The 23,120-nt window shown below is 62.0% G+C and carries 27 protein-coding genes, 1 tRNA gene and 2 pseudogenes; 14 read left to right on the top strand and 16 right to left on the bottom strand.

Going from position 1 to position 23,120, the window contains the following annotated elements:
• The first annotated feature begins 133 nt into the window (after window positions 1–133).
• The 8 genes and pseudogenes from NKH02_RS06435 to NKH02_RS06465 all read left to right on the top strand — a co-directional run bounded on the left by NKH02_RS06435 (window position 134) and on the right by NKH02_RS06465 (window position 4,339).
• A complete protein-coding gene (locus NKH02_RS06435; protein WP_013532091.1) occupies window positions 134–382 on the top strand; it encodes a ParB N-terminal domain-containing protein in 249 nt (82 codons plus the stop codon).
• Between the two features lie 276 nt (window positions 383–658).
• Entirely contained in the window at window positions 659–1,144 is a 486-nt protein-coding gene (locus tag NKH02_RS06440; RefSeq protein WP_352877267.1) for an SRPBCC family protein, read from the top strand.
• 57 nt (window positions 1,145–1,201) lie between these two features.
• On the top strand, window positions 1,202–2,158 hold the full coding sequence (locus tag NKH02_RS06445; protein ID WP_352877269.1) for an alpha/beta fold hydrolase: 957 nt from the start codon (window positions 1,202–1,204) through the stop codon (window positions 2,156–2,158).
• Window positions 2,159–2,347: 189 nt separating this feature from the next.
• A complete protein-coding gene (locus tag NKH02_RS06450; RefSeq protein WP_352877270.1) occupies window positions 2,348–2,746 on the top strand; it encodes a GFA family protein in 399 nt (132 codons plus the stop codon).
• A 139-nt stretch (window positions 2,747–2,885) separates the two neighbouring features.
• Window positions 2,886–3,083 carry a hypothetical protein gene (locus NKH02_RS06455; protein ID WP_352864079.1) on the top strand — a complete coding sequence of 66 codons (198 nt, stop codon included), beginning with the start codon at window positions 2,886–2,888 and terminating at the stop codon, window positions 3,081–3,083.
• A gap of 190 nt (window positions 3,084–3,273) precedes the next feature.
• A pseudogene (locus NKH02_RS06460) lies at window positions 3,274–3,386 on the top strand (undecaprenyl-diphosphatase); the annotation flags it as partial.
• 5 nt (window positions 3,387–3,391) lie between these two features.
• Window positions 3,392–3,499 (top strand): annotated as a pseudogene (locus NKH02_RS34530) (undecaprenyl-diphosphatase); the annotation flags it as partial.
• Window positions 3,500–3,547: 48 nt separating this feature from the next.
• Entirely contained in the window at window positions 3,548–4,339 is a 792-nt protein-coding gene (locus NKH02_RS06465) for a phosphodiester glycosidase family protein (protein ID WP_352877272.1), read from the top strand.
• 80 nt (window positions 4,340–4,419) lie between these two features.
• On the opposite strand, the gene NKH02_RS06470 is transcribed toward NKH02_RS06465, so the two are convergent.
• Complete coding sequence (locus tag NKH02_RS06470) at window positions 4,420–4,668, bottom strand: hypothetical protein (RefSeq protein ID WP_352877275.1); 249 nt, start codon at window positions 4,666–4,668, stop codon at window positions 4,420–4,422.
• On the opposite strand from NKH02_RS06470, the gene NKH02_RS06475 reads away from it, so the two are divergent.
• Both NKH02_RS06475 and NKH02_RS06480 read left to right on the top strand, forming a co-directional pair.
• Window positions 4,583–5,560: a glycoside hydrolase family 25 protein gene (locus NKH02_RS06475; protein ID WP_502913786.1), complete on the top strand. Its 978-nt coding sequence runs from the start codon at window positions 4,583–4,585 to the stop codon at window positions 5,558–5,560. The genes NKH02_RS06470 and NKH02_RS06475 overlap by 86 nt on opposite strands.
• A 348-nt stretch (window positions 5,561–5,908) precedes the next feature.
• The gene (locus tag NKH02_RS06480) at window positions 5,909–6,874 is read left to right on the top strand and encodes a DUF3592 domain-containing protein (protein ID WP_352877279.1); all 966 of its coding nucleotides are present in this window, start codon (window positions 5,909–5,911) and stop codon (window positions 6,872–6,874) included.
• Between the two features lie 300 nt (window positions 6,875–7,174).
• On the opposite strand, the gene NKH02_RS06485 is transcribed toward NKH02_RS06480, so the two are convergent.
• Complete coding sequence (locus NKH02_RS06485; protein WP_352877281.1) at window positions 7,175–7,534, bottom strand: hypothetical protein; 360 nt, start codon at window positions 7,532–7,534, stop codon at window positions 7,175–7,177.
• A gap of 174 nt (window positions 7,535–7,708) precedes the next feature.
• Here NKH02_RS06485 and NKH02_RS06490 point away from each other — a divergent pair, with 174 nt between their 5' ends.
• Entirely contained in the window at window positions 7,709–8,230 is a 522-nt protein-coding gene (locus NKH02_RS06490) for a hypothetical protein (protein ID WP_352877283.1), read from the top strand.
• Complete coding sequence (locus tag NKH02_RS06495; protein WP_352877286.1) at window positions 8,223–8,840, top strand: hypothetical protein; 618 nt, start codon at window positions 8,223–8,225, stop codon at window positions 8,838–8,840. The genes NKH02_RS06490 and NKH02_RS06495 overlap by 8 nt, the downstream gene beginning before the upstream one ends.
• Before the next feature lie 50 nt (window positions 8,841–8,890).
• Here NKH02_RS06495 and NKH02_RS06500 read toward each other — a convergent pair whose 3' ends face one another.
• The 8 genes from NKH02_RS06500 to NKH02_RS06535 form a co-directional block, all read right to left on the bottom strand.
• A complete protein-coding gene (locus NKH02_RS06500) occupies window positions 8,891–9,097 on the bottom strand; it encodes a type II toxin-antitoxin system HicB family antitoxin (RefSeq protein ID WP_352877288.1) in 207 nt (68 codons plus the stop codon).
• A gap of 4 nt (window positions 9,098–9,101) precedes the next feature.
• Entirely contained in the window at window positions 9,102–9,302 is a 201-nt protein-coding gene (locus NKH02_RS06505) for a type II toxin-antitoxin system HicA family toxin (protein ID WP_352877290.1), read from the bottom strand.
• Window positions 9,303–9,308: 6 nt separating this feature from the next.
• Complete coding sequence (locus NKH02_RS06510; RefSeq protein WP_352877292.1) at window positions 9,309–13,085, bottom strand: vitamin B12-dependent ribonucleotide reductase; 3,777 nt, start codon at window positions 13,083–13,085, stop codon at window positions 9,309–9,311.
• A 667-nt stretch (window positions 13,086–13,752) separates the two neighbouring features.
• Entirely contained in the window at window positions 13,753–14,064 is a 312-nt protein-coding gene (locus NKH02_RS06515) for a PilZ domain-containing protein (RefSeq protein ID WP_352877294.1), read from the bottom strand.
• Between the two features lie 161 nt (window positions 14,065–14,225).
• Complete coding sequence (locus tag NKH02_RS06520) at window positions 14,226–14,714, bottom strand: NUDIX hydrolase (RefSeq protein WP_352877295.1); 489 nt, start codon at window positions 14,712–14,714, stop codon at window positions 14,226–14,228.
• Between the two features lie 209 nt (window positions 14,715–14,923).
• Window positions 14,924–15,424, bottom strand: a complete 501-nt coding sequence (gpt, locus tag NKH02_RS06525) for a xanthine phosphoribosyltransferase (protein WP_352864113.1) — start codon at window positions 15,422–15,424, stop codon at window positions 14,924–14,926.
• A gap of 257 nt (window positions 15,425–15,681) precedes the next feature.
• The gene (locus NKH02_RS06530) at window positions 15,682–16,515 is read right to left on the bottom strand and encodes a universal stress protein (RefSeq protein WP_352877297.1); all 834 of its coding nucleotides are present in this window, start codon (window positions 16,513–16,515) and stop codon (window positions 15,682–15,684) included.
• Window positions 16,516–16,596: 81 nt separating this feature from the next.
• Window positions 16,597–17,340: a competence/damage-inducible protein A gene (locus NKH02_RS06535; protein WP_352877298.1), complete on the bottom strand. Its 744-nt coding sequence runs from the start codon at window positions 17,338–17,340 to the stop codon at window positions 16,597–16,599.
• Window positions 17,341–17,570: 230 nt separating this feature from the next.
• Between NKH02_RS06535 and NKH02_RS06540 the strand changes: the two genes are divergently transcribed.
• A complete protein-coding gene (locus tag NKH02_RS06540; protein WP_352877300.1) occupies window positions 17,571–18,584 on the top strand; it encodes an alpha/beta fold hydrolase in 1,014 nt (337 codons plus the stop codon).
• Window positions 18,585–19,019: 435 nt separating this feature from the next.
• Here NKH02_RS06540 and NKH02_RS06545 read toward each other — a convergent pair whose 3' ends face one another.
• The 4 genes from NKH02_RS06545 to NKH02_RS06560 all read right to left on the bottom strand — a co-directional run bounded on the left by NKH02_RS06545 (window position 19,020) and on the right by NKH02_RS06560 (window position 21,228).
• Window positions 19,020–19,259: a DUF2188 domain-containing protein gene (locus NKH02_RS06545; RefSeq protein WP_023759465.1), complete on the bottom strand. Its 240-nt coding sequence runs from the start codon at window positions 19,257–19,259 to the stop codon at window positions 19,020–19,022.
• Between the two features lie 29 nt (window positions 19,260–19,288).
• Entirely contained in the window at window positions 19,289–19,567 is a 279-nt protein-coding gene (locus NKH02_RS06550) for a DUF982 domain-containing protein (RefSeq protein WP_352629032.1), read from the bottom strand.
• 117 nt (window positions 19,568–19,684) lie between these two features.
• Window positions 19,685–20,002 carry an SH3 domain-containing protein gene (locus tag NKH02_RS06555; RefSeq protein WP_352877302.1) on the bottom strand — a complete coding sequence of 106 codons (318 nt, stop codon included), beginning with the start codon at window positions 20,000–20,002 and terminating at the stop codon, window positions 19,685–19,687.
• Between the two features lie 122 nt (window positions 20,003–20,124).
• Complete coding sequence (locus NKH02_RS06560) at window positions 20,125–21,228, bottom strand: NADH:flavin oxidoreductase/NADH oxidase (protein ID WP_352877304.1); 1,104 nt, start codon at window positions 21,226–21,228, stop codon at window positions 20,125–20,127.
• A gap of 155 nt (window positions 21,229–21,383) precedes the next feature.
• On the opposite strand from NKH02_RS06560, the gene NKH02_RS06565 reads away from it, so the two are divergent.
• Window positions 21,384–21,962, top strand: a complete 579-nt coding sequence (locus NKH02_RS06565; protein ID WP_352877305.1) for an NUDIX domain-containing protein — start codon at window positions 21,384–21,386, stop codon at window positions 21,960–21,962.
• Window positions 21,963–21,996: 34 nt separating this feature from the next.
• Here NKH02_RS06565 and NKH02_RS06570 read toward each other — a convergent pair.
• Together NKH02_RS06570 and NKH02_RS06575 are read right to left on the bottom strand one after the other, a co-directional pair.
• Window positions 21,997–22,082 (bottom strand) — tRNA-Leu (locus NKH02_RS06570).
• A 297-nt stretch (window positions 22,083–22,379) separates the two neighbouring features.
• Window positions 22,380–23,045 carry an outer membrane protein gene (locus NKH02_RS06575; protein ID WP_352877308.1) on the bottom strand — a complete coding sequence of 222 codons (666 nt, stop codon included), beginning with the start codon at window positions 23,043–23,045 and terminating at the stop codon, window positions 22,380–22,382.
• Window positions 23,046–23,120 lie beyond the last annotated feature (75 nt).

Genomic DNA, 23,120 nt, shown 5'->3' on the forward strand with positions numbered 1-23,120 from the left:
CCGCCATTTCGGCGATCTGCCGGTCCAGCGTCAAATGGAAACGATCGGGCCAGCATTCGTTAGCCGCACCCTTGGCCGCCTCCATCAAACGGACTATCTCAGGGGAGGCGGCGTTTCCGCCAGGGGGATCGGCATGCTCAGAGTGCAAAAGGTCAAGGTCGACGAGATCTACGTGCCGACGGCGCGCAAGAAGACGCTGCATCCCGAGACCGTCCGCCATCTGGCCGAGGACATTCTGGAAAACGGCATGAAGACGCCGATCCAGGTTCGCCATGACGGCAAGCGCCATATCCTCGTCGAAGGCCTGCATCGGCTGGAAGCGGCCAAGTGGCTCGGCGAGACCGAGATCGAGGCCTATCTGGTGCAAGCCAAGCGTCACTGACACGTCGACAAGAACACCCAGTTTCTGGATCAAATATGCTGCCTTAATAAGTTGAATGCCCCGGCGATTGGCGGAAACGCGCCCATCGCTTCGTCATCCACGGGCGGAGCCAAGGAGCGCAGCGACGCGGCGCAGACCCGAGGATGACGAAGTTGGGTGACGCCTCGGGCCAATGGAGACGGTGCTGACATTTTTTCGCCGGCGGTGTCGGCTTGCGGTTCATCGGCTCGTCCTTGGGACGGAAGCCAGATCAAACCGACAGCCGAGGACATCTTCATGACCACCAAGCTCGACATCGCTCCCGCCAACGACCGCGAACTGGTCCTGGCTCGCATCATCGATGCGCCGCGCGAGAACGTGTACCGCTGCTGGACCGATCCGAAGCTGGTCACGCGATGGTTCTCGCCAAAGCCATGGACGACGCCGCGCGCCGAGATGGATGTGCGCAGCGGCGGCTCGAGCCTTGTCGTCATGGCTAGCCCGGACGGCAACGAATTCCCCAACCCTGGTGTTTTCCTTGAAGTCGTTCCCGGCAAGAAGATCGTCTTCACCGACGCCTACACAGAGGCTTGGGAGCCATCGGAAAAGCCGTTCATGACCGTGGTGCTGACCTTCGAGGACGAGGGCAACGGCAAGACCCGCTACATCGCTCGGGTCAGGCACTGGAGCGTCGCAGACCGCGAACAGCATGAGAAGATGGGTTTCCACGAGGGTTGGGGACAGTGCACCGACCAGCTCGAAGAACTCGCTAAAACTCTTTGATCGGCCAAACGCCTTGATCGGCATGACGCTTTGATATCGGCAGGAGAGGAGATCGATATGCTCAAAACCCTGTTTTTCGCCATTTTTGCTTCGGTCGTAGCACTCGTTGGCTGCCCGGGCACCACCAATGCAGAGGAGACAAAATCCGCCATGACGACTGAAACGAATGCACTGCCGAAGCCGGAAAAGTCCGGCCTGCTGCCGATCAACGGCCTGAACTATTATTATGCCATCTATGGCAAGGGCGAGCCGCTGCTTCTGCTGCATGGCGGTCTTGGCACCACGGATATGTTCGCGCCGATCCTGCCGAAACTTGCCGAGAACCGCACGGTCATCGGCGTCGACCTGCAGGGCCATGGCCGCACGGCACTCGGCGATCGGCCGTTCAGCCTGGAGGCGATGGGCGACGACATGGCCGATATCGTCAAGGCGCTCGGCTACGACAAGATCGACGTCATGGGGTATTCCCTGGGCGGCGGCGTCGCATTCCGTCTTGCTGTCCAGCATCCCGAAGCGGTGCGCCGCCTCGTGCTGGTATCCACCGGCTACGCGGCCGACGGCTTCTATGACGAGATGCGCCCGCAGCAGGCGCAGGTGAGCGCGGCCGCGGCTAAGTTCATGAAGGACACGCCGATGTACAAATCCTATGTCGCGGTGGCGCCACATCCAGACGATTTCCCGAAACTGCTCGACGCGCTTGGCAATTTCATGCGCCAGAACTACGACTACTCGGCCGACGTCGCCAAGCTGAAGATGCCGGTCATGCTGGCCTATGGCGACAGCGATATGTACAAGCCCGAGCACGAGATCAAGTTTTACCAGATGCTCGGCGGCGGGCTGAAGGACGCCGGCTGGATGCGTGAGAACCTGTCGCAGAACCGGCTGGCGATCCTGCCCAACCGTACCCACTACGACGTCTTCTTCGCCCCGGAACTGACGGCCGCGGCCCTGCCTTTCCTCAATGGCGAGACCAAGGTGAAGACCTGGGACGAGGTGGTCGGCGAAACGGAATGACCGCCCAAACCGCCGGCTGTCTAGCGGCAGTCGGCGGATTTTCACGCGGTCATTACGATGGTTTCGATGTCCGGCGTCATGGCCGCCCGCATCAGCATAAGCGATGACGTTGTATCAAAGCTTTTCAATTGACCCAAACGGTCCCGCCACTAACTTGCCCCTATTCTCTCCCACCAATGGATCCAGACAATGGCAAGATATGAGGGCGGATGCCTGTGCAAGGCGGTGCGCTACCGCGCGGACGCGGCCCCGATCAATGAGCGCATTTGCCACTGCCGCGTTTGCCAGAAGGCGATCGGCGCCGCCTTCAACGCACGTGTGCTGTTTCGCATCGACGATTTGACGGTCGACGGGCCGCTGGCGACGGCAAACTCCTCGCCGGACCTCAAGCGCGGCTTTTGCCCGAACTGCGGCACGACGATGTTTTCCCGGCGTGATTCCGCGGGGATTATCGGCATCACCACCGGTTCGCTCGACGACCCCACGGTTTTCAAGCCGCAAATGCACATTTTCACGGCCTCGAAGCAGCCCTGGCTGGTGCTCGATGACGGCCTGCCGCAGTACGAAGGCGCCCCGCCGCCAGGCTAGTTTTTTCTTCGGAACGGAGGGCACCGCCTGAACAGAATTTAATCCAAATCAACACGAGATAGCCGGCAAAGCGTCATTGGCGGGCCATCATTGTCTCCCTATTTATGGGTCGCGGGTACGGCATTCGAGGAGACGACGGATGAACGACAGCATCACCACCCTGGACGAGCTTTTGAGCGATCCGATGGTCCTGCTTGTGATGGAGCGCGACCGTGTGCGCCCCGAACAGGTGCGCATGCTGCTCGAACGGGTTCGCCGGCCTTCCGTCGATGAGCCTGTTGTTCCACCGGCTCATGTGATCGCCAGGGCATGCCAGAAACTCTGGCTCTGCCCGTAATCGCGTTGCAATTTTCCCAGTGAATCTCAGACCGGCCCAAGCTGGGTCGGTTTTCAATCGCGCGCATGCCGGCGCATCAGCTTACAAATCCGTAATTTGATTATCTGGCCCATGACGATAAGGCTTGCCCGGGATTGATCTCGACTGGTCGGTCCGCGCAAGCCCGATCTCTCATGCATGGAATTCGACATTGGCCGACATTTGCACTCAAGGCCTGGACACGAGCTTCGTCGGCCTGCCAAGGTGGCGTTCCTCGGCGTCGTGCAAGGCATCACCGAACTGCTGCCGATTTCCTCGACCGCCCAAGGGGCCTGATGCGTGTGCTGGAGCGTTTCTCGGCCTGGCCGTTTGTCATCTATCGCGGGGTGCTCGGCGTCGTCCTATTGCTGAGCGTAGCGATGGGCAGTATCGCTTGAAACGGGCTATATCCGTACTGGACCCCGAATCTGGATTCCAGCACGCGCATGGATTTCTTCACCCTTCTGCAATCGGTGCCGTTGCTGCTGGCGCTGGCCAAGGGCGCGCTGCCGTCGGTGGCGGCACTCGGCATGGGGTTTGGCCAATGGGTTGCCTCGCTGCCGCCGTGCCGGGACTTCGCCTTCGAGGCGACCAGCTATCTCGTGTGCGAGGTTGACCCGAAGCGATATCAGGTCGAACTGTTCTGGAAGGATCCGGCGGGCAAGCCGTTTCAGTCGCTGCACAATCTGGCTGCCTCGCAGCGGGCGGCTGGGCGCACGATGCTGTTCGGCATCAATGCCGGCATGTATCACCCGAACCTCGCGCCGGTCGGTCTGTATGTCGAGCAGGGCCAGGAAATGGCTTCTGTGAAGACCGGGTCGGGAAGCGGCAATTTTTCCCTACAGCCGAATGGCATCTTCTACATGCGCGACGGCAAGGCGGCGGTCCGCGCCACCAAGGATTTTGTGAAAAGGCGTCCGCCCGTCGACTATGCGACCCAATCCGGGCCGATGCTGGTGATCGACGGTAAGCTGCATCCGAAATTCCAGGCCGACGGCACCTCGCGCAAAACCCGCGACGGTGTCGGGGTGCGCAAGGACGGCGTCGCGGTCTTCGCGATTTCGAACGGCACGGTGACCTTCCATGCCTTCGCCCGTCTTTTCCGCGACGCGCTCGGCTGCAACAATGCGCTGTTCCTCGACGGCACGATATCCAGCCTGTTCGCACCGGCCATCGGCCGCAATGACGACTACTGGAACCTGGGGCCGATGATTGGGGTATTCAGGAAGAACGGCTAGCGCCCGAGGTCACTTCCCGACCCCGCTTGGAACCCTCGCTCGGGCAAATAATCTTTGATTCAAACTTTATTGGTAATTTCTCATTCATAACTGATCCGGTTTGTCCGTTGGCTGTCGTTTTGCCCTCGGTCTGTTGTGTTTTGAGTACAGGTCCAGATGCGGATTTCGGGCGCCATCAGTTTCTTGATCGCATCGCTATGCCTTGCCGGCTGTACGTCGACGGCCGGCGTCGACGCTTTGGATTTGCAGAAGCCGTCGAGCGAAACCACCAGTTCCGTGATACGGCCGCCGGCGCCTATCGCGGCGGTGCCGCGGGCAATGGCCAGCAAGGCGCCGAGCGTCGAAATGGCGCCGGTCGACGAAAGTCCGCGGCCTTTCGGACTGGCGGAGGAAGAGACGGTGGCACTTTCTGCGCCTGATCCGTCGGACAGCGTCGAGCCCTCAATCGAGCCGGCGGCCCTGGTATCGCCGCCGAGGCTGCTCAGCCGCGCGGCGCTTCCGATGCTTGCCGGGCCGCTTACGCGCTATGGATTTCGTGATGCCAAGCCGATCAATTTCGGCAAGGCTTCGCCCCGTTACCTTGCCGTGCACGGCGTCGACGTCTCGCGCTGGCAGGGCAACGTCAACTGGAACAAGCTACGCGCTCAGGGCGCCAACTTCGCCTACATCAAGGCGACCGACGGTGGCGACCACCTCGATCCGATGTTCACCAGGAACTGGCGCAATGCCGACGCCGCCGGCCTGAAGCGCGGCGCCTATCACTTTTTCTACTGGTGCCGTACGGCCGGCGAGCAGGCCGACTGGTTTATCCGCAACGTGCCCAGGGTCGAAGGCGCTCTGCCGCCGGTGATCGACGTCGAGTGGAACGGCGAGTCCAGCTGCAAGCGGCGGCCGTCGCGTGAAAAGGTGCTGGAGAAGATGCAGGTGTTCATGGACAGGCTGGAGCGCCATTACGGCCAGCGGCCCATCGTCTACACCGCGCCCGATTTCTATCGCGACAATCTGCGCGGCGCCTTCCTCGATTATCCGTTCTGGCTGCGGGCGGTGGCGCGGCACCCGTCAAAGGTCTACCCCGATCGCAAATGGCTGTTCTGGCAGTATTCCGGCTCCGGCCTGTCGCATGGCGTCACCGGCCGCATCGACCTCAACGTCTTCCACGGCGACGAACGGCAATGGCGCGCCTGGGCCGGTGGCCGGATCTCCGTCGCCGACGCCAACTGAAGCAGCCGATCAGGCCCGGCGTTCCTTCGCGCGTGGCTGTTGCTGTTTGCGCTGCTCTTATCTGCGTGGCCGGCGACGCGATTCATCGAGGGTGGCATAGGCCAGGACCGCGGAGAATGACCCGAAATAGAGCAAGACCGCGGCCGTAATCATGAGGTCGTAAGTCGACACGTTGGTTCTCCCTTCGATGAGTGTCGAGAAGACAGCACGCACGGTGCATGTGCGTTGATCCAGATCAACGGAAGACAGTCGTTTCCAGATCCGAAGGGGAGGCTTCGCGAATAAACAAGACATTGCCGCAGCCTTGCTGTCTATGTGCAGGCTCCTGCACTCCTGGGGGGAGACGAGTTGGAACTCAAGATTTTGCTTGTCGGCTTTGCCTGCGTGGTCGCCGGCATGTTGTCGCTCATCACCTTCCTGAAATGGCGAGAGGTAAAGGCACTCAGCCGCTGGTTGCCGGCGCCGGGAAAGATCATCTCGTCGCGCGTCGAAGCCCGTGAAGTGAGGCGCTCGGGCGTTGGCTCGGATAGCACTGATACCACCGAAATGCGCAATTTTCCGGCGATCACCTTTGAATACAAGGTCGGCGGCAAGAAATTTCAAAGCTCGCGCTACAGCGTGAAGGAGAATTTGGGGAATTTCGGAGTCGCCGAAACCCTTGCGCAGTTTCCTCGCGGCGCGGAAGTGACCGTCTTCTACAATCCGGCCGATCCGGGCAAAGCCGTGATCGAGCGCACCATGCCGGACGGCGCCTTCAAGTTCATGGTGCAGCTTTCGGCAGGGTTGGTGATCGGCGCGGTTGTGCTGGTGTTTTCCGTCGGGGGCGTCCTGGAGGCTATCGGGCCGCATCTGCCCAAGCCGCAGAATCTCGGCGCGGGAGCGCTGCTGCTGTTCATGGGCCTGTTTGTCCTGCGCATGGGTTTCGCCCAGAAATCGTTGGCCGAGCAGGCGGCAAAATGGCCGGTCGCGGCCGGCCGCGTCGACGCGTCAGGCCTGCAGGCGCTGCGAAGCCATTCAGGCTATCGACGCTGGCGCACGGTCTTCAAATCGCGGATCGTCTACTCCTATGGCGTCGCCGGCCAGCGCTACAGTGCCGATCGCGTCACCTTCGGCGCCACCGTGACGGCTTCGCTGCTCGGCCTCGTCGGCGGTCAGGCACGGCAGTATGTCGAGGGCAGCAAGGTCGACGTGCGCTATGACCCCGCTAACCCCGCCTCGGCGGTGCTCGAATGCCGGGTGCGCGGCCTCTGGTTGCTGTGGGTCTGTTCGGTTGGCTTTCTCGGCGGCGCCGCGTTTCTGGTCGGGCTGGTGTGAGCGGACAATCGCTTCGGGTTCGGATTCGTACCCCAACCTTTTCCGGACGTTGGCGCCGCCCCTCATCTGCCTGCCGGCATCTTCTCCCCGTATAGTGACGGGGAGAAGGACGCTTTCGCGATGGATTTCGCCAATCTCCAGCGTTGCAGAATGGGTGCCGAGGTTGCGGCCGGCCCCACTTCACCCCGTCACTATACGGGGAGAAGTGCCCGGCAGGGCGATGAGGGGCGGCGCCGACTTCGACAATTGGTGGTCTCCGCCACAAGCGATCGCCCTGCTGGTGTGAGGCGCCGGATGCCTTCAGCAGCGGACGAGGGGCCCGCTGTCGAAGCCATGCCAGGTGAACCGCACCGTGGCGCCATGCCTGACGATACGGATGACGCGCGTGAACGGCTCCTCCAGTGACGGGTCCGACCCGTAGCACTGGCTGGCATGCACCACCCAGCCGGTCGGGTTTTTGCGAAACGTCGCGTGCTCGCAGCCGAATTCGGGAAGCGACAGCGACGCCCGATCCACGGTGAACACAGTCTGGCTTTGGACGTCGGCGGTCGCACTGCAGTTCAGCCGGTCGCTGGACCATGCTCCGACATAGGGCGCCGCCGCCATCGCAGGGCCAACCGCGAATGCGGACATCGTCATCGTCGTCATAAAGCGCCGCATCACCGGGTTTTCTCCTTCGTTGTTGCGCTCGACCATACAGACTGTTGGGAACGATACGGGATACGTTTCGTCCAGGCGTGGACAAACGCTGCCGTTCCGGATTTCGCTTATGCTTTTGCACGGATGATGCGACTGTGCGGGAGTACCCAGGCAACGCTTTCCCAGAGACATCTAATGATCACCCGCAAACTGGCCTTCGTCTTCCTGGGCCTTCTCGGTCCGATGCAGGCGGCGAGCGCCACGGACTGCCTTCTGAGCCACGCCACCTATCGGGAACAGCGCTCGGGTGCCGTCATGCAATTTCGGCCGCTCGCCAACGAGCCGGCGGCGCTGACGGCGCAGGTGTTTTCGCTGACCGTGCCCAACACCGGCACAAGCCTGCCGGCCGACATCACCTGGACCAACGGCAGGAATTCCTTTCCGCTCGGCACCATCCGCCACACCTGCACAGACGACGACCGCGAAGCGGGCCTGCAGGATGGCAGCGGGCTGTGCAGGATATGGCAGGGCCAAGTCTATGCCTTGACCGGCGGCGGCGCCGAGCAGTTGAATTCGCGCGAAGCGACAGCGGCGCCGAAAGGGCTGCTTTTACCCGATTTCGGTGTGGCCTTCAGCGAATTGGCTGATTTCGCCAATGCCAATCCCGATGGTTCGGCCTGGGATGCCTTCACTTTGACAGGATGCAACGATGAATAGTGCCATGAAATCGATCATCTGGGTCAGCGCCCTGCTTGCATCCACGACGATATCCGCCGTGGCGGGCGAGCCGGCGCCGTCGCGCCCGCCCATTGACAAATGCGTCTGGGAAAGGCTGTCCGACAGGAGTGTCGGGCTCGCCGCCTGGGTGCAGCGCTGCGATTTCGGCTTCCGCCAGATCCACTTCGAATTCGCCGGCAATGCCCTTGCCATCAAATACAGCGATGGCGGCGCGGCCGACCCTCTTATCGAGGTCTTCGACATCATATCAGGCGAAACCGCCGAGGCCGCCTTGCAGCGTCTGTTCCTGCAAAAGACCGACAAGACCGTCAGCGCGCGCTGCGTGCTGGCGCCTTACACCGAGGGCACAGTTCCCGCCGGCATCAAGCGCTACACATTCAGCCCCGACGCGGCCTACGCGAAAGAACTGAAAGCGGTGGCCGACCCCAACGAGGTTCCAGAGCCGCCCTGCGGCGACTGGGGCGAAATGCCGGATGGCATCCAGTATTTCGAGGTGCCGGGTGAGGCGCGCAAGCTGCTGTTCGTGCGAATAGGCCAGGACGAGCCGCTGTTTGACGAGCAGACGCTGTACGTGTTGCCGGCGGGGTAGGTACCGAGACCAAGTCCAATCCGGATTGATTGGGCTATGTGGTCTGCCTTCTATGCCTCTACGTATTCCGCGAGGCTGACACCCTTGGGCACGTCCAGCCCATCGGCGCGCAAACCTTCGATGTGAAAGCGGATTGCGTCGCGAATCTCGGTTTCCACCTCAGGTACGGTCGCACCGGTCGCGATGCAGCCGGGGAGGTCCGGCACATAGGCGGAGAAATTATCACCCGCTTTTTCAATCACTACCGCGTAGCGCATGCCATCACTCCTTCAAACCAGACTGCTTGAGGATGCTGTTCAGTGTTCCCTGTGCAACCTCTTCAGACGGCTTGCCGGCCACGGTGACGCGGCCGGCTTTGATCTTGTGCTTATATTGGCGATGACTGCCCTTGGTTGCAACCAGATACCAGCCGTCGGCCTCCAGCAGGCGAATGACTTCGCGAACCGTAAGCCGAGGCGGCATCAGCTCTCAGCTGCACCCGCTCGTCGAACCACACGTGTCGCACTTCTCACAAGTCCCGTTCCGCACCATGGTAAAATTCTGGCACTCGGAGCAGGAATTGCCGGTGTAGCCCTGGAGCAGCGATTTGGCGCGGCGGTCGTTGGCGAGTTTCTTGGCTTCGGCCGCCTCAAGGGCCGCGGCATCGGTGAACAAGCCTGCCGTGGCGTCGGATGCAGCCGCTTCCTCGAAGGTGATGTCCTCGGCCAGTTCCTTCGCCCGCTCCTCATAGTCGCGCTTGTAGGCGACCGCTTCGTCGCTGGCCGGTTTCAGCGCCAGCACGTTGGAGCCGGAGAAGGCTGTCGGCACCGAGCGGCCAGGGGCGCCCGAGGGGGCTGCAAAGCCTTTCGGATCATTGCCGCTGACACGCGACACCAGCTTCACCGGCGAGGCGCCACGGGTCAGGCCCTTGGAGACCGCGTCCGTCTTGCCTTCGCTGATGCCGCGGCCAAGTGCGGTGTTGGAAAAGTCCGACTGGTCGACATGGGCGAGGTCGTTGCGGCCGAGATAGGAGATCGCCAGCTCGCGGAACACGTAGTCGAGGATCGACGTCGCGCTCTTGATGGCGTCGTTGCCCTGCACCATGCCGGCTGGCTCGAATTTGGTGAAGGTGAAGGCGTGCACATATTCGTCGAGCGGCACGCCGTACTGCAGGCCGAGCGAGATGGCGATGGCGAAGTTGTTGAGAAGGCCACGCAGCGTCGCGCCTTCCTTGTTCATGTCGATGAAGATCTCGCCGAGGCGGCCATCGTCATATTCGCCGGTGCGCAGGAAGATGGTGTTGCCACCGATCTTGGCCTTCTGCGTATAGCCCTTGCGGCGGCCGGGCAGCTTTTCCTGCTCGCGCGACACGCGCTCGATGATGCGCTCGACGATCCGCTCGGTGATCTGTGCCGCGCGCGCCGCCGCCGGTGCGGCGATCAGTTGCTCGAGAGCTTCGTCCTCGTCGTCCTCGACATCGGCGAGCAGCGAGGAATTGAGCGGCTGCGACAGCTTCGAGCCGTCGCGGTAGAGCGCGTTGGCCTTCAGCGCCAGCTTCCACGACAGCATGTAGGCGCCCTTGGCGTCTTCCACCGTGGCATCGTTGGGCATGTTGATGGTCTTGGAGATGGCGCCGGAGATGAAGGGCTGTGCCGCCGCCATCATCTGGATGTGGCTGTTGATCGACAGCGAGCGCTTGCCGATCTTGCCGCACGGGCTGGCGCAGTCGAACACGGCGAGGTGTTCGGGCTTGAGGAAGGGCGCGCCTTCCAGCGTCATCGCACCGCAGACATGGATGTTGGCGGCCTCGATGTCCTTCCTGGAGAAGCCCAGCGCCGGCAGTATCTCGAACGAGAAGTCGTTGAGCTGCTCGTCGGAGAACCCGAACGTCTCCTTCACCCAGTCGGCGCCGAGCGTCCACTGGTTGAAGACGAACTTGATGTCGAAGGCCGACTTCAGCGCTGCATTGAGCGCCGCGATCTTGTCGTCGGTGAAACCCTTGGCCTTGAGCGCGCCGGGGTTGATGGCCGGCGCCTGGTTGAGATTGCCGTGGCCGACCGCATAGGCCTCCATCTCGCCGATCTGGGCCTCGGAGTAGCCGAGCGTGCGCAGCGCTTCAGGCACGGCGCGGTTGATGATCTTGAAGTAGCCGCCGCCGGCCAGCTTCTTGAACTTGACCAGCGCGAAATCGGGCTCGATGCCGGTGGTGTCGCAATCCATGACCAGGCCGATCGTGCCGGTCGGCGCGATCACGGTTGCCTGCGCATTGCGATAGCCATGCTCCTCGCCAAGCTCGATGGCGCGGTCCCAGGCGGCCTTGGCGTGGGTTGCGAGTTCCGGCTGCTTCAGGTCGGAGGCGACCAGCGGCACCGGATTGACGGCGAGCTTCTCATAGCCCTGCTTCTCGCCATAGGCGGCACGGCGGTGGTTGCGCATGACGCGCAGCATATTCTGGGCGTTGCGGTCGTAATCGGCGAAGGCGCCAAGCTCGCCGGCCATCTCAGCCGACGTGGCATAGGCGACACCGGTCATGATCGCGGTGAGGGCGGCGCAGATGGCGCGGCCCTCGTCGGAATCGTAGGGAATACCCGAGGTCATCAGCAGGCCGCCAATATTGGCATAGCCGAGGCCGAGCGTGCGGTATTCATAGGACTGCTTGGCGATCTCCTTCGACGGGAACTGCGCCATCATGACCGAGATTTCGAGCACGATGGTCCACAGCCGTACGGTGTGCTCGTAAGCGGCGATGTCGATGGTGCCGTCGGCGTTGCGGTAGGGTAGCAGATTGATCGAGGCCAAGTTGCAGGCCGTGTCGTCGAGGAACATGTATTCCGAGCACGGATTGGACGCCCGGATCGCACCGGCGGAAGCGCAGGTGTGCCAGTCGTTCATCGTCGTGTTGAAATGCAGGCCCGGATCGGCAGATGCCCAGGCGGCATAGCCGATCTTTTCCCACAGGTCCCGTGCCTTCAGCGTCTTCAGCACCTTGCCGTCCTTGCGGGCGGTCAGGTGCCAGTCGGCATCGTCCTCGACAGCGCGCAGGAAGTCGTCCTTCAGCGACACCGAATTGTTGGAGTTCTGGCCCGAAACCGTGAGGTAGGCATCCGAATCCCAGTCGGTGTCGTAAGTCTTGAACGACATCGACGAATAGCCCTGCTTGGCGAACTGGATGACGCGGTAGATGTAGTTCTCCGGCACGGCGGATTTCTTGGCCGCCTTGATCTCGCGCTTCAGCGCGGAGTTGATCGATGGATCGAAGCAGTCGTCGCCATTGCCTTCGCAATTGACGCAGGCCTTCATGATCGCTTCGAGATGCTTCTTGACGATCTTGGAGCCGGTCACCAGCGAGGCGACCTTCTGCTCTTCATTGACCTTCCAGTCGATGAATTCCTCGATATCGGGGTGGTCGGCGTCGACGATGACCATTTTGGCGGCGCGGCGCGTCGTGCCGCCCGACTTGATGGCGCCTGCCGCGCGGTCGCCGATCTTGAGGAAGCTCATCAGGCCGGACGAGCGACCGCCGCCCGACAGCTTTTCGCCTTCGCCGCGCAGCAGCGAGAAGTTGGAGCCGGTGCCGGAGCCATATTTGAACAGGCGCGCTTCACGCACCCAGAGGTCCATGATGCCGCCCTCGTTGACGAGGTCGTCCTGCACGCCCTGGATGAAGCAGGCGTGCGGCTGCGGATGCTCGTAGGAGGATTTCGACTTGGTCAGCTTGCCGGTGAACGGGTCGACATAGAAGTGGCCCTGGCTCGGGCCGTCGATGCCATAGGCCCAGTGCAGGCCGGTGTTGAACCATTGCGGCGAATTCGGCGCCACGCGCTGGGTGGCCAGCATGTAGGCAAGCTCGTCTCGGAAGGCGCGCGCATCTTCCTCCGACGCCTTGAAGTAGCCGCCCTTCCAGCCCCAATAGGTCCAGGTGCCTGCCAGCCGGTCGAAGACCTGGCGGGCGTCGATCTCGGAACCGTAGCGCTCGGCTTCCGGCAGCTTGGCAAGTTCCGCCTCGTCGGCGACGGAGCGCCACAGGAAGGAGGGGACGTCGTTCTCCTCGATCTTCTTCAGGCGTGCGGGGACACCGGCCTTGCGGAAATACTTCTGCGCCAGGATGTCGGCGGCGACCTGGGAGAACTGCGCCGGCACATCGATGTTGTCCAAGCGGAACACCACCGAACCATCCGGATTCTTGATCTCCGAAAGCGCCTTGCGGAATTCGATCTCCGCATAGGCAGATTGTCCTGGCTTGGTGAAACGACGCTCGATGCGCATTGGTCCGGTCCCTTTTGTCTATATATAGCGCTTTCGTCAGGGGATTTCTGCCCCCAATGCGAAACACGCATGTCCGCCGTCTGCCGGCGTTCGAAAACGGCCGGCTCTCCATTTCGCGGTCTCCGCCGGCCCTGCTGGTCAAAACTCCTTGCGAAGTAACTGTCCAACGCGCCGACGAACCCCACGGGTCCCTCAAAACTGATTTTTTCGATTCCCTCACTTGAGGGAAATTCACACTATCTAGCGTCGAACGTACCTGCAAACACTAAATATAGTGTTAACAGACAATTTATTCAAGCCTGACAATTGTCCCAATTGTCCCCAATCGCCCCACAATTCCAACGCTTCCGCCGGCCTCGTAAACGGGCGGAAATGCGAGCAAAAACGCACATAATCCGGGAAAAATACCGGGCTCAGAACTTTCCGGTCGCACTCTCAACAGAAGCGCATGGCCTATAAAAGGCGACTCGTTTTGCGCCGTCAAGGATTCGTTTGCGTAGCTTTTGTGACCCCAACATCTTGTGTGTCACATATGTGGATAACGGGGATAGAAACCGGCGCGGCGATCGCAATTGCCGCCCAATGGGAGACGTGGATGCGGGCGATGTTCACACTATTGCCAGGGCAAGGGGGTGAGGCACGCGCTTGCCCCCAGGTTCCGACAGGATCAGCCGTAGTGCAGCCGGGGCTTTGGCTCGGTGCCGGTGAACTGCACGCCAAGGCGGTCATTGCGCCGCCAGCGAACCTCGCACCGATAGGCAATGCCGTCGAGCGGCACATAGAGAAGGAAGCGATCGGGAACCCGGGCTTCGAGTGGTATCTTCAGTTCGGCGCCACCTTCGTGCTGATTGCGCAGCGTGCAACCGACTTCCGAATTCGAAATTCCGGTGATGATCGACCCGCCCTTGAGCACGCGCGGACGATGCTCGCGCTGGGGCTCGCCGGACTCGTTCGGAATTGGATTTGCGGGGTTCGCCATCGATGAAAATACCAGAGCTGCCGAATCGTACCCTTGATTCCTTAGCAAAGCATTCACGTCGATGCGCGGCGCAGCGTGTCTCGCCTTTGAAAAAGCCGTTCCGCTTGCCCTTGCAAACCGATCCGGTTGCAGGCAGCGCGATGCCGCCGCTCAATGTCGCGTCAGGGGAAACTGTGCGGGTCGGCGCAGAAATAGGCGATGATCTGGCAAAGGTCGGGTTCGTTAATCATGCGCACGGCTTCGCTGGAACTGACCCATTTGCGGGTGCGGGAGTGTTTTTCCTTCCAGCGGTCGGCGATCTTGTCGACGTGCAGCGGGAACACCAGGACCTCGCACGGCACTTCTTCGCCGGAAGCCAGCACCTTGGCGTAGAAGTAGCGGCCGGCTTCGAGATGAGAGATACTCCCCCGCAGCCCAGCTTCCTCGGCGGCTTCGCGCGCCGCGGCCTCGCAGAGCGGCTCCCTGGCCTCGGGCCAACCCTTTGGCAACACCCAACGGCCGGTATCGCGGCTGGTGATCAGCAGGATCTCGACACCGTTCCCGGCATCGCGCCAGGGCAGGGCGGCGACCTGAAGGCGGCACGGCGCCGTGCCGAAGAGCCGTCGGACCCTTTCGGCCAGATGATTGTGCGTCGTTGGCCTCGTCAACATCGAAGAAGCTAGCCCCAGCCTCCGGAATCGTTTGCCGTCTCACGAATCTTAGGGCTAATTGTCGGCAATAAAAGTAAAAAATTTCATTCGTCCGGCCGATTTCCGCCAATAGACGTCGATTTCGCAAAATATCCGGCCTGCCGGGCCTATTCGCGAAAGCAAATAATGCCGTGCAAGCTGCTGATCTGTAACAGCCAGGTTGTTGCGAATCAGCTGGCGTGATCGTCGGCGATCGGCTTCTGGTAGGTGAAGCCCATGTCCCACGGAAAATAGATCCAGGTGTCCTGGCTGACTTCGGTGACAAAAGTATCGATCAGCGGCCGGCCTTTCGGCTTGGCGTAGACGGTGGCGAAATGCGCCTTCGGCATCATCGCGCGCACGATGCCCGCCGTCTTGCCGGTATCGGTCAGGTCGTCGATGATCAGCACGCCGGCGCCATCGTCGGCCAGCAAGGCCGGCGTGATCTCTTTCAGCACCTGCAGTTGCCCCTGGCTGGTATAGTCGTGATAGGAGGCGACGCAGACCGTCTCGATGACGCGGATGCCGAGTTCGCGCGAGATGATCGCCGCGGGGACCAGCCCGCCGCGCGTGATGCAGACGATCGCTTTCCACTGCCCCTTGTTGGCGCCGGCAAGCCGCCAGGCGAGCGCCCGGGCGTCACGATGGAACTGGTCCCAGGAGACCGGAAAGGCTTTTTCGGGAAGGGACATGTCGCGCACTCCGCAGCACGCGGGGATCGCGCGCAAGAAAACAGGGGAATGCGCGCGGAATTAGCTGGAAAGCCCCCATCTTGGCAAGAGCATGGGCCTTGGCAAGAGCAGGGGTCTTGGCAAGAGCAGGGGCCTTGGCAAGCGCAGGCCTGAGCGATCGCGGTGGACTTCAAACGCGTCGCATCGAAACAGATGCATGCGATCCGCTCCAAGTCTGCATGTCGTTGTCTCAAAACCCGCGACCTGCGCGACATGCGTCAACGCGACAGGAAGGCTGCTACCGGCGCGGTGCGCAGCACACTGCGCGTCACGCCGCCGAACAGAAGTTGTCGCAGCCAGGAGTGGCTGAAGGCGCCGAGCACCAGCAGATCGGCGCCGGTCTCCGCGATCCTGGTCTGGATGATGTCGTCGATCGAATTGCCTCCCGACTGCTGCAGCGAGACGCTGACGGTGGCGCCGTGGCGCGACAGCGCTGACGCGATTTCGGCGCCGGCGGCCTCCGCGCTGTCGTCGAGCGTTTCAGGCGGATCGATGACCAATATCTCGGTCTTCTCGGCTTCGATGATGAAGGGCAGCGCGTCGAAAGCGGCGCGCGCCGCCTCCTTGCTGCCGTTCCAGGCGAGCAGGACGTGTTTGAAGGTGGTGATCAGCGGACCCTCATGCGGCACCACCAGCACCGGCCGGCCGGCATCATAGACCAGCGTGTCGACATCAGCGCTCGGGTCACCGCCCGTTTCGCGCTGCGCCGCAATGATCAGGTCGGCGGCGCGCACGCTCGAAATCCCGGTCAGCGCACTGTCGCCCGAAAAGCTCTCCAGGCTTCGCCACTCGAAGGACAGGCCGGAATCCTCGATACGTCTGAGGAAAGTCGCCTGCAGTTTTTCGGCACGCTCGCGGTTCATGTCGGCCGAAACCTGCAGGAATTCAGTGTCCGGAAAGCCCGTGGCCGAGGTGTAGGGCACGGGAAGCGTTTCGGCGTGGATACCGATCAGATGGCTCTGGAACCGGTTGGCGAGAGGAATGGCGCAGTCGAGCACGCGCTCCGCGTCCTGCTCGTTCTGCAGAATGGCGACAATGGTTTTGAAGCGCATGATAATCCCTCAATCTACGAGCTACCGAACTCGTGCCGAGGAAACGTTGCAGCGTCGTGCTTGGTTCCGGTCTGGACCAGCTCAGCCGGGATTGCTGGCGAACCCGGCCACCATTGCCTCGACATCGGTACGCGCGGCATCCAGGGCCTCCTGGCTGCGGGCACGCACCACCAGTTCGGTCCAGAACTTGCCGTCGCCATATTTCGGATAGGAGCCGATGATCGTGTCCGGATGCGCTTTCTGGATATCGCCAAGCGGCCCGCCGATAAGGCCTTCGCCGAATGGGCAGGGCACGGTTGCCGACAGCATTTTCGTGCCGGCCTTTAGCGTCGGCACGACATTGTCGAGCATGGCCTGGAAGATCGACGGCACACCGGCCATGACATGGACGTTGCCGATACGGAAGCCGGGTGCAACGGACACCGGGTTGTCGATGAGATCGGCACCACGTGGCATCCGTGCCATGCGTTTGCGGGCCTCCGTGTATTCGATGCCGCGCGCGGCGTAACTTGCCCCCAGCAGTGCATAGGCCTTGGCATCGTATTCGCAAGGCACGCCAAAAGCCTTGGAAATGGAATCGGCCGTGATGTCGTCATGCGTCGGGCCAATGCCGCCAGTGGTGAACACATAGGTGTAACGGGCGCGCACGGCGTTCACCGCGGCAATGATCTCGTCTTCCTCATCCGGGACGATGCGCACCTCCTTCAGGTCGATGCCGATCGCCGTCATGATATCGGCGAGATGGCCGATGTTCTTGTCCTTGGTTCGGCCAGACAGAATCTCATCGCCGATGACGAGCATGGCCGCGGTCACGATTTCAGGCATGGGAGGCTCCGGTATGACGGGTGGCCTGAGATAGCGCGGCGCGGCGGCGGCCGCAATGCCGCCGGAACGGTGAACAATCCGCACCCGAGATATCCATTGCCAACCGGACAGGGTGCCGCGTCACAAAAGTCGACCGTCGAAACGGACGACCTTCGCGCTCGCCGTTTCGACGGAAGGTTGCACCTGGATCGGAGGAAGCTAAGCTCATGCGGGTTCTGGTCCGGTGAACAATGATCTTGCCGATTCTGTCATGGCTTCTGGGCACGCTGTTCCTGCTGGCGGTCCTGGGGATCGCCAGTCTGGTGCTGGCGACGCTGTGGATCGCCGCCAAGGCTGAAAGGCTGGTGCCGCCGGTCGGAAAATTCATCGAGGTCGACGGCAACCGCATCCACTATGTCGATCAGGGTGAGGGGCAGCCGATTGTCTTCGTGCACGGGCTTGGCGCCCAGCTCCATCATTTCCGGCACACTCTGTTCGAACGGTTCGGTCCGGGCTACCGGTTGATCGCGCTCGATCGACCGGGGTCGGGCTATTCGGTGCGAGCGCGCGGCGCCACGGGCCGGCTGCCCGAACAGGCCGAGATCGTGCGACGCTTCATTGAAGCCCTGGGGCTGGAAAGGCCGCTGGTGGTCGGTCACTCGCTGGGCGGCGCCGTCGCGCTGACCCTGGCAGTGGAGCATCCCGAGGCGATTTCCGGCATCGCGCTTTTGGCGCCATTGACCCATCTGGAAGCCGGCATGCGCGAAAAGTCCGGCTTGCTCTATATCCCCTCACGCCCGCTGCGCTGGATCATGGCTTACACCATGGCGATACCGACAAGTCTCCGATATGCGCGGCCGACAATGGAATTCATCTTCGCGCCGCGGGTTTTTCCTGCCGACTACATGGTCGACGCAGGTGGATGGCTCGGGCTGAGGCCAACCCATTTCTACGCCACGTCCTCCGATGTCGTCGCGGTCGAGCAAGATCTCGGCCGCATCGAGCAGCGCTATGGCGAGATCGTTATGCCGGCTGGCATTCTCTTCGGAACGGCCGACCGCGTCATCGATATCCGTACCCACGGCGAGCCAATGCAGGACAAGATCGAAACACTTGATTTCGAATCTGTCGACGGCCTCGGCCACATGCCTCAATTCAATGAGCCGGACCGGGTCATTGCCTTCATCAAACGCCTTGCGGCACGTGCGTTTTCCAAGCCGACATCAAACCGGCTTCACAACAATTTCAAGGAACCATTCGGCTGAATGCCGGGTTTTACCCCGTGTCGCACCCAAGACGACGAAGATATGGAGTAATTCAAAATGTACACAAAACTACTCGCAGCATCCGTCCTGACGATCGGTCTTGCCACAGCGGCGATGGCGCCGTCGTCGGATAGCAACTATTCCAAACCATAGCTGGTGGTTGTTCGGCAATGAAGACCGGACGACTGTCGATCCCAACACCACCGGTAGTATCAGTGCGGATGGCTCCGGGTTGAACACTTTGGGCAATACCGGCGGGATTGGCCCATGTGCCGATCACACGCCCGGTCCAGACGCCAATGCCGGGCTGAACGTCAACGATCGGTACTGCGGCAAATAGGGCCACGCGGCGGTTGCTGGCCGCGGAGCGTTTCCTCTCCGGACGTCCGCGGCCGGCGTCCCGCTCAATGCCAAAAACTGACTGTAGATCCCAAACTAGTCGGAAACCTCTGTCTGAGGCCGATCCCGGCCGTCGGCCAGTTCCTCATGCCATTCGCCATCGGCATCCTCGTACTGGATGCCGTCCGTGGCTCCGGCGATCCGTTGCTCGGCCGAAGCGATTTCGGCGGCGCGCAATGCGTCCTGATGGGTGGGAAACGTCTCCGAGAACGTCGCTCCGACCTTGTAGGCCCAACCGCCGTCATGCTCGACGATCTTATAAGTCAGCTTCGCCATGAAAACCTCCGGTTGAAAGGTCCGTCCGCTCAGTGCAGCCGGTCGTCGGGCAGTTTGTCGTCGGGCACCAGAACTTCCGATTCCTTGGCGGCTTCAATCAGCGCCCGGCGCGCATCCGCTGTCGAACGATAACCTTCCAGCACTTTGAGGCAAGTGTCGAGGGCATCACGATGGCGCGGGCCGCGATTGAGCGGCCACACGGTCATCAGGCATTCCGCCGCCTCCTGGGCGCTGCGGATATGGCGATATTTGCCGACGTGCCCAAGTTCGACGACGACCGGCACTTCAAAAGGTTTGTTGTCCATCATGGCCGCAACGCAAAGCAGCCAATTTGGTTGCAAACGTGGCCTTCAGCGTGCGCCCAAACGTCTCAGAGCCTGTTTGGAGGCTGCCATCCGACCGGGAGCGACTTCGAAAACAGCCGCTCAGTAGCCGCAGTCGTTGCGCAGCCAGCGTGCGTTTGCCCAGCCGGTCCGGCCGCCGATTTCGACCTGATACCAGTTGCCGCGTCGGTCGAAGATCTCGGTATGATCGCCATTGAACAACTGGCCGATCATGCGCGACGACGAGTTCGGCCGTGTCCGCACGGCAAGAAAGCCGCTGCCGGTCGATAGATTGTAGCGGCCGGACAGGCCGTGCACCGTGCCCTCGCAATATTGTGCGCCGGCCGGCGTCGACATGCCGATCCAAAGTCCGGCCACAACGGTCAGCGCCGCAACCGGCAAGAATGCCTTGAACGACATGATTTCCTCCCAAGCCCGGCCGCGCCCGCCGCAGCCTCACCCAACGTAACAGTTTGCGGCGAGAATTGAAGCGGGGCAACTGTCCAAAGCCAGGGGGCGCCGGTATCGGGAGAACGGGCCGATCAGCCCGCCGCCTTCATCCAGTGCTGCATGGTGGTCACCGATCGCGCAAGCTGCGGCGCCGGGTGGATTGTCTCGCTGAACGTCGCCGCCGCGCGCCATCCCCAGCGCGGATCGGCCAGGAAGGCGCGCGCCAGCGCCACCATGTCGGCGCGGCCCTCGGTAAGGATCGCTTCGGCCTGCTTCGGATCATCGATCAGGCCGACCGCGCGGGTCGGAATACCGGCACCCTTGCGCACGGCCTCCGCCAGATGCACCTGGTAGCCAGGGCCGGTTGGCAATTTCTGCAATGGCGAATTGCCGCCGCTCGAGCAGCAGAGATAGGCGACGCCCGCGTCCTTGAGTGCTTTCGCCACTTCGATCGCGTCCTCGACGTCGAAGCCGCCATCGACCCAATCCTTCACCGACAGCCGCGCGCCGAGCATCAGTCTTGGCGTTGCCTTGCGCACCGCCTTGGCAATCTCGACGACAAGGCGCATGCGGTTTTCCAGCGAGCCGCCCCAACGGTCGGTGCGCTGGTTGGACAATGGCGACAGGAACTGGAAGATCAGATAGCCATGGGCGGCATGCAGCTCGAGGAAGTCGAAGCCAGCGCGTTCGGCCCGCCTTGCCGCGTCTGCGAAGCGTTCGATGAGGTGCAGGATTTCCTCCTCCTCCAGCGCGCGCGGCACGTTCCAGCCGGTGTCGTAGGCGATCGCCGACGCCGACACGGTCTGCCAAGGATCCTCGTCTGGCTGCAGCGGTCCGCCGCCCTCCCACGGCTTGCGATTGGAGGCTTTGCGGCCGGCATGGGCAAGCTGGGAGCCGAACTTCGTGCCGGGAGCGGCGACGCGTCTTGCCGCATCCAGCGCCCGACGGGCGGCAGCCTCATTGTCTTCGGAATAGAGGCCGAGGCAACCATGCGTGATGCGTCCGCGCCGTTCGACATCGGTCATCTCGACCGTGACCATGCCGGCGCCGGACATGGCAAGGTTCATCCAATGGTAGAGATGCCAGTCGCTGGCCGAGCCGTCTTCGGCCGAATACTGGCACATCGGCGCGACAGCGATGCGATTGGGAAAGGTAAGGCCGTCGAGGGTGATCGGCTGGAAAAGCGATGTTGTCATGAAAGGGGCTCCGGGGAGGGGTTAGCCGCTATTTAGGCAACCGATCGAGTCTACGCCAGACACGAGGCGGTGAACCAGCTTCTGGACCAATCACTGAGGGCATTGCCGAACCACCGGTTCGCGGCTACGCCTCGGCCGATAGCATGGAGACCATGATGGAAGATCGCGTTCGCATCCGTTCGGAGGAAATCCTCTCCGATGACTGGGCTGTCCTGAAGAAGACCGTCCTCGACTACCGCCGGCGTGACGGACAGTGGGAGACGCAGGTGCGCCAGACCTATGATCGCGGCGACGGCGCGGTGATCCTGCCTTACGATCCCTCGCGCTCGACCGTGCTCCTGGTGCGCCAGTTCCGCTATCCCGCCTACGTCACCGGCCACCGCGAGCCGCTGATCGAGGCCTGTGCCGGGCTGCTCGACGAGAACGATCCGGAAACCTGTATCCGCAAGGAAGCGGAGGAAGAACTCGGCTACCGGCTGCGGAACGTGGAGCGGTTGTTTTCGCCCTATATGAGCCCGGGCAGCGTCACCGAACGGCTCTGGTTCTTCATCGCCCGCTATTCGCCCGCCGATCGCATCTCGGCCGGCGGCGGCGCGGCGGACGAAGGCGAGGACATCGAGGTTCTGGAAATGCCGCTCGACGAGGCGCTGGCCGGCATTGCCGACGGCAGCATCATCGATGCCAAGACCATTATCCTGATTCAGCATTTGAAGCTGAACCCGATGCCGGCTTGAGTGCCGGCTATCCGGCGATCTGAAAAATTGTCGCTGGTGCGGACGACGGGAATCGAACCCGTACGATCAGAGATCGAGGGATTTTAAGTCCCTTGCGTCTACCAATTCCGCCACGTCCGCAGGCCAGCCCTTTTCAGACGCCAGACACAGGCCGTCAAGTCGTGTTCTTGGGCCTTGGCCGAACGTGCGAACAGACCGGGCGGCTTGGTGATACTGCCGCGATCACGGAATTATCGGCGCCGCGGGCACTGGTACGATGTTTGTGCGGCGGATTTGATCCGCCAAGGCCGGCGTCTTTCAGGCCCAACCCATTCCCCCGCCCACTGGGAGCGTCGGCCGCCCCAATTCCTTTTGAAATAGCTCCGCAAGCTCCGTCGTGGCTGGCAGCGTCACAACAGGCTACAACAGTGGGCTGGTTCAGAACTTGTAGCTCAAATTGATGCCGACCGTGTTGAGCTTCACGTCCTGATCGCGATCGTTGAAGGGTTCCGCCACGTCGTAGTGCTCGGAGCCGAAATCATAGTAGCGGTATTGCGCGCCGACGACGAACTTGTCGGTCAGCGCGTAATCGACGCCGGCGCCCAGGGTCCAGCCGATATTCGTGCGCGTGCTGGCGAAAGCCGGACCAGCGACTTGCGACGTCTCGATGCCGGCAAAGGCGACGCCGCCAATGCCGTAGACCAGCAGGCGATCCACGGCGTAGCCGGCCTTGGCGTTGATCGATCCGAACCATTTGATGTCGGTGCCGAATGTGCTTCCCAGGCCCGATTCCGTCGTGCCGTCGATCGAGGAATAGTTGAGTTCGGCCTCGGCGCCGAGCACCGCCTGGTCGAACTGCCACAGGCCGGCGACATGGCCGCCGACGAACCCGCCGTCAATGTCGGGCGTGATGGAAAACGGCGCGCCTTCTGTTCCTGATATGTCGGATTGGCCCCAGCCATAGCCAGCCTGCAGGCCGGCATAATAGCCCGTCCAGTCGAAGCCGGGCGCGGTCATCGGCACGTCGGCACCGATGTCCGCCGCGAACGCCGACCCGCACGTGAGGACAAGAAAGCCGGTACTGGCAAACGTCAAACGACGCATCGAGTTCTCCGAAATGACGGTTCAGAAAATCCTGCCGGGACGATAACCGTTTTCGCCGCAAAACGGAATCCCATT

It is taken from the genome of Mesorhizobium sp. M1396 (assembly GCF_040317725.1).
Classification (GTDB): domain Bacteria; phylum Pseudomonadota; class Alphaproteobacteria; order Rhizobiales; family Rhizobiaceae; genus Mesorhizobium.

Excerpts from the sequence above, each read along its gene's own strand:
- NKH02_RS06435 (WP_013532091.1), top strand. The coding sequence starts at position 134 with ATGCTCAGAGTGCAAAAGGTCAAGGTCGACGAGATCTACGTGCCGACG.
- NKH02_RS06440 (WP_352877267.1), top strand. The coding sequence starts at position 659 with ATGACCACCAAGCTCGACATCGCTCCCGCCAACGACCGCGAACTGGTC.
- NKH02_RS06445 (WP_352877269.1), top strand. The coding sequence starts at position 1,202 with ATGCTCAAAACCCTGTTTTTCGCCATTTTTGCTTCGGTCGTAGCACTC.
- NKH02_RS06450 (WP_352877270.1), top strand. The coding sequence starts at position 2,348 with ATGGCAAGATATGAGGGCGGATGCCTGTGCAAGGCGGTGCGCTACCGC.
- NKH02_RS06455 (WP_352864079.1), top strand. The coding sequence starts at position 2,886 with ATGAACGACAGCATCACCACCCTGGACGAGCTTTTGAGCGATCCGATG.
- NKH02_RS06465 (WP_352877272.1), top strand. The coding sequence starts at position 3,548 with ATGGATTTCTTCACCCTTCTGCAATCGGTGCCGTTGCTGCTGGCGCTG.
- NKH02_RS06485 (WP_352877281.1), bottom strand. The coding sequence starts at position 7,534 with ATGCGGCGCTTTATGACGACGATGACGATGTCCGCATTCGCGGTTGGC.
- NKH02_RS06490 (WP_352877283.1), top strand. The coding sequence starts at position 7,709 with ATGATCACCCGCAAACTGGCCTTCGTCTTCCTGGGCCTTCTCGGTCCG.
- NKH02_RS06495 (WP_352877286.1), top strand. The coding sequence starts at position 8,223 with ATGAATAGTGCCATGAAATCGATCATCTGGGTCAGCGCCCTGCTTGCA.
- NKH02_RS06500 (WP_352877288.1), bottom strand. The coding sequence starts at position 9,097 with ATGCGCTACGCGGTAGTGATTGAAAAAGCGGGTGATAATTTCTCCGCC.
- NKH02_RS06505 (WP_352877290.1), bottom strand. The coding sequence starts at position 9,302 with ATGCCGCCTCGGCTTACGGTTCGCGAAGTCATTCGCCTGCTGGAGGCC.
- NKH02_RS06510 (WP_352877292.1), bottom strand. The coding sequence starts at position 13,085 with ATGCGCATCGAGCGTCGTTTCACCAAGCCAGGACAATCTGCCTATGCG.
- NKH02_RS06515 (WP_352877294.1), bottom strand. The coding sequence starts at position 14,064 with ATGGCGAACCCCGCAAATCCAATTCCGAACGAGTCCGGCGAGCCCCAG.
- NKH02_RS06520 (WP_352877295.1), bottom strand. The coding sequence starts at position 14,714 with ATGTTGACGAGGCCAACGACGCACAATCATCTGGCCGAAAGGGTCCGA.
- gpt (WP_352864113.1), bottom strand. The coding sequence starts at position 15,424 with ATGTCCCTTCCCGAAAAAGCCTTTCCGGTCTCCTGGGACCAGTTCCAT.
- NKH02_RS06530 (WP_352877297.1), bottom strand. The coding sequence starts at position 16,515 with ATGCGCTTCAAAACCATTGTCGCCATTCTGCAGAACGAGCAGGACGCG.
- NKH02_RS06535 (WP_352877298.1), bottom strand. The coding sequence starts at position 17,340 with ATGCCTGAAATCGTGACCGCGGCCATGCTCGTCATCGGCGATGAGATT.
- NKH02_RS06540 (WP_352877300.1), top strand. The coding sequence starts at position 17,571 with ATGATCTTGCCGATTCTGTCATGGCTTCTGGGCACGCTGTTCCTGCTG.
- NKH02_RS06545 (WP_023759465.1), bottom strand. The coding sequence starts at position 19,259 with ATGGCGAAGCTGACTTATAAGATCGTCGAGCATGACGGCGGTTGGGCC.
- NKH02_RS06550 (WP_352629032.1), bottom strand. The coding sequence starts at position 19,567 with ATGATGGACAACAAACCTTTTGAAGTGCCGGTCGTCGTCGAACTTGGG.
- NKH02_RS06555 (WP_352877302.1), bottom strand. The coding sequence starts at position 20,002 with ATGTCGTTCAAGGCATTCTTGCCGGTTGCGGCGCTGACCGTTGTGGCC.
- NKH02_RS06560 (WP_352877304.1), bottom strand. The coding sequence starts at position 21,228 with ATGACAACATCGCTTTTCCAGCCGATCACCCTCGACGGCCTTACCTTT.
- NKH02_RS06565 (WP_352877305.1), top strand. The coding sequence starts at position 21,384 with ATGGAAGATCGCGTTCGCATCCGTTCGGAGGAAATCCTCTCCGATGAC.
- NKH02_RS06575 (WP_352877308.1), bottom strand. The coding sequence starts at position 23,045 with ATGCGTCGTTTGACGTTTGCCAGTACCGGCTTTCTTGTCCTCACGTGC.